Annotated in this window: 12 protein-coding genes; 1 reads left to right on the forward strand and 11 read right to left on the reverse strand. The window is 38.0% G+C overall.

Annotated features, from left to right (window positions below):
- Positions 1–157 precede the first annotated feature (157 nt).
- Positions 158–586 (forward strand): EamA family transporter, encoded by a 429-nt coding sequence (locus tag Aba26S_RS19460; RefSeq protein WP_228136303.1) that lies wholly within the window; start codon positions 158–160, stop codon positions 584–586.
- Positions 587–650: 64 nt separating this feature from the next.
- Here Aba26S_RS19460 and Aba26S_RS19465 read toward each other — a convergent pair whose 3' ends face one another.
- The 11 genes from Aba26S_RS19465 to Aba26S_RS19515 all read right to left on the reverse strand — a co-directional run bounded on the left by Aba26S_RS19465 (position 651) and on the right by Aba26S_RS19515 (position 11,641).
- Positions 651–839, reverse strand: a complete 189-nt coding sequence (locus Aba26S_RS19465) for a heavy-metal-associated domain-containing protein (protein ID WP_023187994.1) — start codon at positions 837–839, stop codon at positions 651–653.
- Between the two features lie 94 nt (positions 840–933).
- Positions 934–2,241 (reverse strand): MFS transporter, encoded by a 1,308-nt coding sequence (locus Aba26S_RS19470; protein ID WP_023187995.1) that lies wholly within the window; start codon positions 2,239–2,241, stop codon positions 934–936.
- A 76-nt stretch (positions 2,242–2,317) separates the two neighbouring features.
- Positions 2,318–3,007: a hypothetical protein gene (locus tag Aba26S_RS19475; protein ID WP_023187996.1), complete on the reverse strand. Its 690-nt coding sequence runs from the start codon at positions 3,005–3,007 to the stop codon at positions 2,318–2,320.
- 10 nt (positions 3,008–3,017) lie between these two features.
- Positions 3,018–3,731, reverse strand: a complete 714-nt coding sequence (locus tag Aba26S_RS19480) for a HupE/UreJ family protein (RefSeq protein ID WP_023270952.1) — start codon at positions 3,729–3,731, stop codon at positions 3,018–3,020.
- 40 nt (positions 3,732–3,771) lie between these two features.
- Complete coding sequence (locus tag Aba26S_RS19485) at positions 3,772–4,095, reverse strand: hypothetical protein (protein WP_370538966.1); 324 nt, start codon at positions 4,093–4,095, stop codon at positions 3,772–3,774.
- Between the two features lie 21 nt (positions 4,096–4,116).
- The gene (locus tag Aba26S_RS19490) at positions 4,117–7,251 is read right to left on the reverse strand and encodes an efflux RND transporter permease subunit (RefSeq protein WP_023187999.1); all 3,135 of its coding nucleotides are present in this window, start codon (positions 7,249–7,251) and stop codon (positions 4,117–4,119) included.
- 17 nt (positions 7,252–7,268) lie between these two features.
- The gene (locus Aba26S_RS19495; protein WP_023188000.1) at positions 7,269–8,738 is read right to left on the reverse strand and encodes an efflux RND transporter periplasmic adaptor subunit; all 1,470 of its coding nucleotides are present in this window, start codon (positions 8,736–8,738) and stop codon (positions 7,269–7,271) included.
- Between the two features lie 13 nt (positions 8,739–8,751).
- Positions 8,752–9,951 carry a TolC family protein gene (locus Aba26S_RS19500; protein ID WP_023270954.1) on the reverse strand — a complete coding sequence of 400 codons (1,200 nt, stop codon included), beginning with the start codon at positions 9,949–9,951 and terminating at the stop codon, positions 8,752–8,754.
- A gap of 49 nt (positions 9,952–10,000) precedes the next feature.
- Entirely contained in the window at positions 10,001–10,444 is a 444-nt protein-coding gene (locus Aba26S_RS19505; protein WP_023188002.1) for a hypothetical protein, read from the reverse strand.
- A gap of 84 nt (positions 10,445–10,528) precedes the next feature.
- Positions 10,529–10,870 carry an ISC system 2Fe-2S type ferredoxin gene (gene fdx / locus Aba26S_RS19510; protein WP_023188003.1) on the reverse strand — a complete coding sequence of 114 codons (342 nt, stop codon included), beginning with the start codon at positions 10,868–10,870 and terminating at the stop codon, positions 10,529–10,531.
- Between the two features lie 90 nt (positions 10,871–10,960).
- Entirely contained in the window at positions 10,961–11,641 is a 681-nt protein-coding gene (locus tag Aba26S_RS19515; RefSeq protein ID WP_023188004.1) for a DUF305 domain-containing protein, read from the reverse strand.
- Positions 11,642–12,194: the final 553 nt, after the last annotated feature.

Below are 12,194 nucleotides of genomic sequence, written 5' to 3' on the forward strand. Positions count from 1 at the left end.
GGTACGGTTCACTATTCCCATTTTTACGTTCTTGGCTTCCATCATATTTCTTCGTGAGGAACAACCTACAAAGCGGATGACCCTTGGAATTATACTAGGATTCCTAGGCATCATCTTAAGTGCCAGACCATGGGAAAGCACACAGGAGATCCCTTTGATGGGTATCGTATGGATGATTGTTGGAACACTCAGTGTTGGATGTTCTTTTGTTTATGCCCGATATTTTCTTTCTCCCTTAAACTTACCTCCAGTGGCATTAGCAACATGGCAGTCAGGCATCGCAACACTTACATTGTTGCTTCTAACAGACTTTGACCATATTACTGCGATTACATCGGACATCCATACACTATGGGGGGTGATTATTGGCCTAGGGATGTTGGGAACGGGAGGTGCTTTCTTCATTTATTACTACATCATTCAAAAGCTTGGACCAGTAAAAGCTGCTGGGGCTACATATATTGCCCCAATTGTGGCTGTTATCATTGGCGCTATGATTGGAGAAAGTATAGGAGTAATTGAATTATTGGCATTAGTTTTGATTCTTGGAGGGGTGGTGTTAATTCAACTTCCCAAAAATACTTAAGTTTTAGCTTTTTATTGGAAATAAAAAGCGACTACTTTGAGTCGCTTTATTATTTTGTTCACTCTTAGCGAGGAGGAAAACCAGCCTCTGTTAAAGCCTCAACCACTTGTTGCTGAGTTGCAGTTGTTTCAACTTTCACACTGCGATTTGGAGGATCAGTAATTACCTTTGCATTAGCATCAACTGCTTGAATTGCTCTGGTGACACCACGGGCACAACCGCCACAGGTCATACCTTCAACATGAAATTCCATATTTATCTCCACTATTATTCAAGATTTATTTAATATAAACCTTGCCATAATTGTAAGGTCAAGTCTTACTAAAATTTAATTAAGTAAAAAGTAGTTATTTTGGCCATTTCTGGTGGTAATCATCAATTACATATTCATGAATATGGATTCCATTGACCAGATGTTGTTGCAAATGCTCATGTTCTGGTGGTAAATCATCATGATTATGAGCCAAATACATTTCGTCCTGAGCTGACCATACACGCATCGCAAGTATGAGTGAAATAACGGCAATTACTGCCATAGGTATAAAAGTCTGTAATGTTCCCACATTGGTACTCAACCACCCAACTAATGGATAAGTAATCAACCAGCACGCATGAGAAAACGCAAATTGTGCTGCAAATAAAGCTGTTCTATTTTCACTGGATGCTGATTTACGAATTAATCGCCCTGTTGGTGTTTGAGCCACTGAATAGCCCACACCTAAAATAAACCACAATGCCAATAACCAAGCATAGGAATGAATAAAATAGCCAGAGAACAAGCCAATGGTCAGTATGGTTGTACCTGTTAACATCACGGTTCTATCATTAAATTTATCAAGAACTTTAGGCAATATAAATGCTGAAAGCATAGAACCAAGACCAAATAGACCAAACGCCCAAGTTGTTGCATGTTCTGTCAGTTTAAAGGTTGATTGAACCAGTACCACTGTATTGACAATAACTACAGCACTTGCCGAAGCAATGGCTAGATTTAATGCAAGTAAGGCTTTCAATCGTGGAGTATTAAAATATATTTTTGCCCCCTGTTTGATTCGACTATATATACCTTTAAATTCAGGAATTTTTGCTACAGGTAGTTTTGCACTGACAACAAATAATGCTGAACCAATGAAGCCAATGACTGTACCTAAGAATAAATTGTTATAACTAATAACTGTCAATAACAGCCCTGCTAACATCGGGCTAATTATATTTTCTAAATCATAAGCTAGACGGGACAATGATAAGGCGTTGGTATAATCTTTTTCATCAGGCAATACATCTGGAATCGTTGCCTGAAATGTAGGGGTAAATGCTGCTGATGCGGATTGTAAAATAAAAATTAACAGGTAAATCTGCCAGATTTGGGTTACAAATGGTAAGCAAAGTGCTGTTAATGCCCGAATAATATCTAATCCAACCAAAACCTTTTTTCGGGGTAAACGTTCTGCAAAAGCTGAGGCAACAGGTGCGACGGCAATATAAGCAATCATTTTAATTGCCAGTGCAATACCGAGAACCTGTGCCGCTTTTTCGCCAGCCATATCATACGCAAGTAAAGCCAATGCAATCGTAATTAAGCCAGTACCAATTAATGCAATCACTTGTGCAAGAAATAGATGTCTATATGTTGTGTTTTTTAATACTGTAAACATTTTATCGGCTCTCCTAGTTCACCTGCTTTATCCATAGGACACTTAAGAGCATTGCCCTTAAATGTCCTTAAATAGATTAAAAAATCCGTTTTATTTCACTAAACTGTCCTTCAACTGTTAAAGTTACTGTGACAGATTCTTTGTTACGGTTTCGCCAGAACCAACCATGTTTACCGTCAAATGCAGCCGTTAAAGTCCCTGATTGCTGAGTTTCATTTCGACCTTTGCCATAACCATGATAAAAATCTTTCGGGGCATTCACTGGGTCTCCATGTGTATCAAAATTCAAACCACCACCTGATGTTTTCCAGTCGAAATTAACACTTGCACCTTTAGGCATTGCCAGTTTCACTTCTGTTGCCTGACCAGCCTTGAGGTCAATCGAAATAGATTCTTTGGTCACAGCAGGTATCATTTTGGCTGGTTCACTTTCATTTGAAACCTTTGTATTTGCTTCTGTTTGTCCTAGAGCTTGGGTTGCCTCTGAAACACTAGTATCTTGTCCAGAAATATCAAACTCTTCTGCAAAACCGCCAGTGTTTTCGCCCAATCCCTGTTCAGCTTCTTTGGCTAAAGACTGTTTAATTTCTCCCATCTCAACCAAACCAATGGCTTTTCCTATACCTGTTGGGTCGATACCATATTCAGCGGGCATCACACATGTCACTAATACAACTACCGCACTTATGGCTGCAATTACTGTTGATTTAATCAACTTTTTGGAAGATGGAAGTTGAATATTTTTTGGAATTTCAGTGTTGTACATAATTCAATCCTTATTGTGTGATAAAGCCAGTAAGCTGATAGCCGACCAATAAAAAACCAAGAAACATCAAAAAGACATTACTTTGATAAGCTGTTTTAAAGAAGTAAGGGGTTTTTCGCCACATGGTCATAAATAGCAAAATGATGCACAGTGCCATGAGCTGACCGAGTTCAACACCGACATTAAATGAAATTAAATTTGCCAATAGGCCATCTTTAGGGACTTCATATTCCTGAATTTTGACGGCTAAACCAAAACCATGTATCAGACCAAAAATTAAGGTTGCAATTTTGGTATTGGGTTGATACCCAAACCATCTTTGATAAGCACCCAAATTATCTAAGGCTTTATAAACAATAGAGAAACCAATGATTGCATCAATAATGTAGGCATTCATTGAGATGTTGTAGTACACACCAATCAGCATGGTGATTGAGTGACCAATGGCAAAAAGGCTGACATATAAGCCTATATCTTTTATTCGATATAGGAAGAAAATAATGCCAACGAGAAACAATAGGTGGTCGTATCCCGTGAGCATATGTTTCGCTCCCAAATAGATAAATGGGATGATATGGACACCGTAGATTTCCTGAATGTAACCTTTGTCACCTTCCGAAACACCATGCGCAAATAACATTGGGCTAAACAAGAATAGGCTTAATACTACTATCAGTTTTAAGCGGCTTCTTGATTTCACCCACTGCAAGAAAGAACTTGTCATATAAATTAAACTCCAAAAAATTAAATGATGAATTGATAATTCATTCATTTTTTGGCGGTTTAAAAATGCGACTCATCACTAAAAGGGTATAGTGTTTGATTCTGTCAATAATTTGAGAATTGAAAATCAGTACAATAAAACTAATATTTTGACCAACATCATAACCAACAAAATGTTCATGATAAGTATCTTGGTGGCTATGTATATGCGGTTGATTCACTTCATGTGGATGTGTTTCTGCATAAGGTGCGTTCTGAAATGAACTGATTTCAGTTACATGTGTATTAGAATGCAGGCACAATGCAAGACTAAGGATGCAGACAAGCCACATCATTGTTCCTTTAAACTTTTTATCTTGCACCATGCCTATCATTTCATTTCTTCCCTAAACCTGTTGCTCAGAGAAATTTTCTACTTCTGCTTTACGCTTGGCTCTTTGATTGAACCAGACATACAAGGTAGGCAGAATAATCAATGTAAGTAATGTGGAAGAAATAATCCCGCCAATAACTACAGTTGCGATTGGGCGTTGAACCTCTGAACCAATGCCGACATTTAACGCCATTGGAATAAATCCCAGAGAAGCAACCAGAGCCGTAATTAATACAGGTCTTAATCTTTCTAAAGCACCATGCTTTACCGCATCAACCAAACTTTGACCTTGAGCTTGCAAGCGTTGAATTGCGGTGACTAAGACCAATCCATTTAATACCGCCACACCTGAGAGGGCAATAAAGCCCACAGCAGCAGAGATTGAAAGTGGAATATCCCTTAATGCTAAAGCGATGACACCACCAGTTAATGCAAATGGCACACCAGTAAAGACCAATAAACTATTACGAATATTCCCTAATGCCATGTAAATCATGGTAAAGATTAATAATAGTGCTACAGGTACAATAATCATCAAACGATTAGTAGCAGACTGCATCTGCTCAAATGTACCGCCCCAAGACATCCAGTAACCTTCTGGTAATTTGAATTGGGAATCTACTTTGGCTTGAGCTTCAGCAATATAACTACCCATATCTGTTCCACGTACATTGGCAGTGATGACTATTCGGCGTTTACCATTTTCACGAGAAATCTGGTTTGGACCTTGAATGGTTTTTAACTCAATCAAATCGGACAACAGTACACTTGACCCATCTGGCAAACGCATTGGAATTTGATAGAGTTTTTCCAGATTACTGACCGCACTTTCTTCCATTCTAACGACAATATCGAACTTTCTATCACCCTCAAACATTCTGCCTGCGGTTTGCCCAGTAATCAGACTAGATACTTTATTTTGAACATCTTCAGCATCTAAACCATAATTGGCAATCATGTCCCGCTTAAGTTCAATAGAAACCATTTGTAGACCAGACATTTGTTCAACTTTTAAATCGGCAGTTCCATTAACAGTTTCAAGGATATCTGCGACTTCATTGCCAAGTTCCAACAGTTGTTCCAAATCATCACCTGAAATTTTTACAGCAACATCCGTACGTACACCAGAAATCAACTCATTAAAACGCATCTGAATGGGTTGGGTGAACTCGTAGTTATTGCCATAAACACCTTTTGAAACTCGTTCGATTTCTGCCACGACATCAGCTTTCTCCTTGTTAGGATTCGGCCACTCCCTACGGAGCTTTAACACGACATAGTTATCTGCCACATTAGGTGGCATAGGATCTGTTGCAATTTCGGCTGTTCCAATTTTGGCAAAAATCGATTTCACCTCTGGTATCTTTTGGATTTCTCGTTCAAGTGCATATTGCATTTCGATTGCCTGGCTTAGTGATGTTCCAGGAATACGTAATGCGTGTAATGCCACATCACCCTCATCCAACGATGGAATAAACTCTGAACCAAGACGAGTAGACAAACTGGCAGTAAATACAAAGAAACCTGCTACACAAGCAACCAGTATCAGTCGATGGTTAAGTGACCAGTCCAGAACAGGGTGATAAAACTTTTTAATGCCATGAACAATTTTGGACTCTTCATCTTTTACTTTGCCTGTGGTAACTAATGCAATCATGGCAGGGACAAAAGTAATCGAGAGAATCATCGCTGCAAGTAATGCCATCACCACTGTTGCTGCCATTGGCGTGAACATTTTTCCTTCAACACCTGTCAGCGTCATCACAGGTAGATAAACCAGAATAATGATAAGCTGACCATAAAGAATGGCTTTTCTAGATTCTTTGGTGGCATCAAATACTGTGGCAAATCGTTCCTGTCGAGTTAGTACTCTCCCTAACTCTTTCTGTTTTAAAGCAAGTTTTGCCAGAGATGCTTCGACAATAACCACAGCACCATCAACGATAATCCCGAAGTCCAATGCCCCAAGACTCATTAGATTGGCACTGATTTTCTGATTGACCATGCCTGTAATGGTCATCAACATGGATAATGGAATGACCATTGCTGTAATAAGTGCGGCACGGAAATGCCCAAGAAAGATAAATAGAACCACAATCACAAGGATTGCACCTTCTAACAGATTCTTTTTAACGGTTTCAATTGTTGCATCAACCAGTGTAGTACGGTTATAAACAGCTTTCGCTTCCACACCTTCTGGTAGTGACTTCTGGACTTCCTGTAATTTTTGATCTACAGCATGGGCGACACTACGAGAGTTCTCTCCAATGAGCATGAATGCTGTACCCAATACAATTTCCTGACCATTCTTGGTCGCTGCACCTGTACGCAATTCACTTCCGATAGATACTTCTGCAACATCATTTAAACGCAGGATATAGCCATTACTTGTCGTAATTGGAATACTCTTGATTTGCTCAATTGATGTGATTTGTGAATCTGAACGCAGTAGATATTGCTCACCATTTTTTTCAATATAACCAGAACCTTTGTTCATGCTATTTTTTGAAATAGCTTCAACAATTACCTGTTGGTCTAAGCCGATACTCCGCAAATAAGGATAATTAGGACGTACCACAAATTGTTTTACATAGCCACCAATGGTATTGATTTCATTGACACCCTCAACATTTCGCAGTTGTGGCTTAATCACCCAATCCTGCAATGTCCTTAAATCCGTAGCTGACATTGGATTTGGATTATTGGGTGTATTCTCAACGGTATACATAAAGATTTCGCCAAGTCCTGTAGACACAGGTCCCATTGAAGTGGAAATACTACTTGGCAGACTTGGTACAATACCCTGAAGCCTTTCATTCACCAATTGGCGGGCAAAATAAATATCTGTACCTTCTTTAAAGATAACAGTGACTTGTGATAGTCCATATCTTGACACCGAACGGGTATAGTTAAGATTGGGGATACCTGCTAGGGCTGTTTCAATTGGAAAGGTCACCTGAGTTTCCATTTCCAGTGGTGAGAGTCCCTGAGCCTCGCTGTTAATTTGTACCTGAACATTTGTAATATCAGGGACTGCATCAATCGGCAGTTTGAAATAGTTATAGACACCAAATGCCCCAATAAACAAAAATACAATCAATACGAACCAACGGTTCTTGATTGACAGTTTTACAATCTGGTCAAACATGTTCGCTACTCCTGCTTTTAATGGTCATGAGAAGCGCCAGATTTACCCAGCTCTGCTTTTATGAGATAAGAATTACCTGCTGCATATTTTTGTCCAACTTTTAAACCCGATTTGACCTCAACAAATCCATTGAATTTCTCACCCAACTCAAGTGGACGAACTTCAAAGTCATCACCAACACGAAGAAAAACCACGTCCCAGTCACGATAGGTTTGTAGTGCATCTTCACGCACCACCATCGGTTTCATGGATTGACTTTCAAAGATTTGTGCTGAAATCAACTGACCTGAACGCCAGTTAAACTGATTCGGAATTTCAACAAAGGCTTGAGCAGTACGAGTTTTAGGGTCAATCACATCACTGATATATTTGATGCGCCCCAATGCTTCTTCCGAAGCTGTTGTCTGTGATTGGATGGTGACTTTATTACTTGTTTTCACCACATTCAATTTATCAGCAGGAATATTCACTACTGCTAAAAGTTGTGAAGTGTTGGCAATTTTAAACATCGGAGTAGATGGGTTAACATTTGTGCCAATGGCACTTAGAATTTCCAGCACTGTGCCTGACATCGCGGCACGTACTTCAATCATTCCATTGCCAGAACCACCATAAGAGTTAATGATGTTACTTAACTCATTGACACGAACATGGGCATTATCAAATTCACGTTCGGCATTAATATAGTCAATTTCAGGGGAAACACGTTTCTGCCATAAAGCCCGTTCTTGCTCCATTTTTTTACGTGTAAACTGCAAGGTATCCTGAGCGATAGTACGTTCAGCATTTAGACGAATCACATCCTGACTTTGTACGGTTGCCAATAAGTCACCCTTACTGACCTTATCACCAATCGTACGATAGGTTTTAACCAGTGTGCCACTTGCTTTAGGGGTAATAAAACTCTCAAAATTGTCTGGAAATTTAAGTTCACCTTTAAGCTGTAAGCTATTTTCAAACATCATAGGCTGAACAGTTAATACTTCGAGTCCACTACTTTTTAGACTGGCATCAGGAATATTGGTACGACCCTCTTTGGTGTCCCACCTCCATGTATGCTTTTTACCTTGATATTCCACATTGATCATCATCAAAAATGAATGTGGTTCATAAATCACTTCATTTCCAATCAGATAGTCACTTTCAGGTACAAAGCTAATATTTTGTTCCGCATCAAGACGCTTGATGAAAATATTTGCAGTCAGTTCTTGAGGCTTTAAGGGCTTATCCTTGAAATAGCCATATACACGTAAATGAGGTTCAACACCTTCCTCAAAAATCTTAACTTCCGTAGAGAAATCGCCATCTCGATATAAACGTCCACCATGTTGGCCTTTTTCATCACCTGCAACTGCAACGCTTTCCTCTACCGTTTCACCTGAATTCGCCTTTGGTTTATTACCTGTCTTATACCAAGCAATCGCACACAGGATAATCAGTAATGCAACAACACCTGTTGCAATTAAAGTATTGGTGGTTTTATTCATGTTTGTGTTCCCCCTATTCCTGTTCTAAATTGGTGACGTAGTTTTTCTCAATCTCTGCAATTTGATTTTGCAAAGCCAACCACAGGTCATAACGGGCTAACTGTTTATCCAACCAAATTTGCTTATTACTATTAAATTCCAATAGGGAAGTCTTGCCTGCCTGATAGCCCAGTTCAGCAATACGTAAACTTTCATTGGCTGCGGGTAATACCGTGCTGTCATATTGCTTGATTGCATCAATCAGGTTTGAAATCTCAACCGATTTATTTTCCAATTCAATTTTAGCGTTACGATTTGCCCAGACAGATTGGGTTTCTGCATTGGCTTGGGTAGCTTGAGCAATGGCAATATTGCCTTTATTACGATTGAAGACAGCGAGGGGAATTGAGGTGGAAACTAAAAATACCTTGTCACTGGTTTCCTGATAATTTCGGACACCAACACCCAATGTAATATCAGGTACGGCCTCTCTTTTTGCCAATTCAAGTTGTGTTTTTGCCAACTGTGTTTTTAAGACACTTTCCTGTTCCAATAAACTGACACGATTGGAAAAGTTAATATCTAGAGGCACTTCAATGGCTTGATTTGGCAAATCAGGAAGATACTTAGAGCAGAGGTTTCTCTGATATTGAATCCTCTTTAACTCATTTTGATGACGTAAAGCTGATTCTGCTGACAATGCCGAACTTAACTGGACATCAGAGGGAATCACTCGACCGAATTTTAACTTTTCAGTGAGTACATTGACTTGTCGCTTATACAAACTACTTTCAGTTGAAAAAATTTCAGCACGCTGGGTTGCAACATACCAGTTTGACAGACAAGTCCTTAATTCTGATTTAAGTTCTGCCTGACGTTTTACAATCTCAAACTGATTATTGTTGCCCTGAAATCCTGCCAGTTGTTTACGTAACTGTAACTTATTATTTAAGGGAATATCTTGAGAAAGCCCAATCATGGTAGTAGGGCCATCAAGTTCTTTAAGCTTGGAATTTCCTAAATTATCCAGCTCCATATTAAAAGTTGGATTGTTCAATCGCCCAGCATATTGTTGATTGATATCATACGCAGACTGAGATTGTTGCAAACTCTTGAGAATTACATCATTTGCTAATACCTGTTGTTGTAGTCGGGCATAATCTTGCTCTGCAAAAGCAGGTGCTGCCATGACTACCAAACCACAGGTAAGAAATATCTGATAAATTTTAGACATGACTTTACCTATACAAAAAAAATGAAAAATTATTTTTTGTATAGAAAAATCAATTACGTAAAACGATTAAAGCTTTTGTATAAGTATAAGAGTTACTAATAAAAGATTGCCTTTTCCTAAATCCAAAAGACCTAATAGGTATTTCAAAAAAACTAAGAAAAAGTAGTATAAGAGGTAGGGCAAAGCTCAAGAAGAATACAGGATCAAGAGCAAAATGTTCTTGAATCGTAATAGGCTTAACTGAATGTTGTAAAGCAGATTGATCATAACTTTTCCAATTATGATTTTTTGTATCTTCCTGAGAAATTTGATTATCATGATGAACTAGAGTCCAGTGACTTATATCTCCAGACACAATAGAAATATTTAGATCATGGTGATGGTCTAAATTTTTAGCAATTACAGGCGCCCATGTATAAACACCCGTAGTTGTTATTGAAAACAAAAACAGGACAAATACAAGAATAAGTTTTATGAACTTATTATTTGACATACTGACCAGATTCACCTTTTATCTGTACCAAGAATACTTAATCAAGTTTCAAAAGTAAATGTCTTAAAAACAAACTAGAAACACTTATTCATGATGATCTGAAATATAGTTTACCGTGTATTTGGGGATTTCTACTTCCAAGTTTTCATCTTGGACTTTAACCTGACAAGATAGTCTTGATTCAGCCGTAAGCCCCCAAGCACGATCCAGTAAGTCAGCCTCTACATCATCCATTTCTTCCAGACTATCAAACCCTTTTTTCACGACAACATGACATGTTGTACATGCACCTGATAAATCGCAGGCATGTTCTATGGGAATGCCATGATCCAATAAACTTCGACATAAATTACTTCCACTTTCAATTTCAAGTTCCGCACCCTGTGGACAAATCTTTTCATGCGGAAGAACTATAATTTTTGGCATATAACATAATCCTCAATTCATCAAATTTATAGATAAAACAAGGGGCTTTAAAAAGCCCCTCATTTAAAAGAACATCGAATAGAGAAGTATCTACTTATGTTTACTTAACCATTCATTCATCATCTTGATTTCTGATTCCTGGGCAGAGATAACATCTTCAGCAAGCTGACGCACTTCTGGATCAGAACCGTATTGAAGAACTACTTTAGCCATATCAATTGCACCTTGATGATGGGGAATCATGCCTCTCATGAAATCAACATCAGCATTTCCTGTAAATGGAACCATCATATCTGCGTGCATTTCATCATTGACCTTAATGTATGCTTGAGTTGATGGGCTATCTTCATTTTTGCTGTCAGAATGATTTTTATTTTTTGCCAACCATTCATTCATCATCTTGATTTCTGACTCCTGGGCAGAGATAACATCTTCAGCAAGCTGACGCACTTTTGGATCAGAGCCGTATTGAAGAACTACTTTTGCCATATCAACCGCACCCTGATGGTGAGGAATCATACCCAACATAAAGTCAGTATCTGCATTTCCCGTGAAATCAATACCCATTCCGCTGTGCATACGAGTATTTACTTCCATATAGGCATTTGTAGATGGATTATCTGTTTTAGCTGAACCATTCATATCATGGTGCATTGAATGGCTTTCATGTTTATTCTCACTCATTGAATTATCCTTTGGAGCGTCAGAAGAGGAACACCCCGCACTAAATACAATCGCACCGATCATTAACATTGGAACAAAGCGTTTCATGGAGTTATCCTCTTACTACAATTATGAAAAAATAATGGGTAATAAGCTCGGAAGTTATTCTTTCCTATCAGGTACATCATTACCCTTGATGTAGTAACTCTATTCTTTCCAATTATGGTAAGGTCAACACCTAATCAAATAAAAATAATTAAAAAATAAAACAATTAAAAACAAATACTTAAATACAATTAACTCCGTAGTGAGTCACAATAATCAATAGAATTAAAAAAATCACCTCCAATCACAAATAATATTTTTATATAAATATAAATGTGATATGTGTTTTCATGGTTTCACAATTATTTATTTGATTATTGGATGCACTACAAAAGACTACAAACATTCTCAAACTTTATACTTAAAAATTATCTTACTTCTCATCTTAAATTTGAGCATTTATGACAATAAAACCTTATTTATTAAAACCTTAAAATAATTATTAAGGTATAATTATTTTAACCATAACTACTATTTTTTGAGTTTCACAATGTCTGAAATTGATTTTTATAAAAGATTGAACAGATTAGAGAAAAGACGAAAAGGTGACATGGTT

It is taken from the genome of Acinetobacter sp. NBRC 110496 (assembly GCF_000876115.1).
In the GTDB taxonomy this organism is placed as follows: domain Bacteria; phylum Pseudomonadota; class Gammaproteobacteria; order Pseudomonadales; family Moraxellaceae; genus Acinetobacter.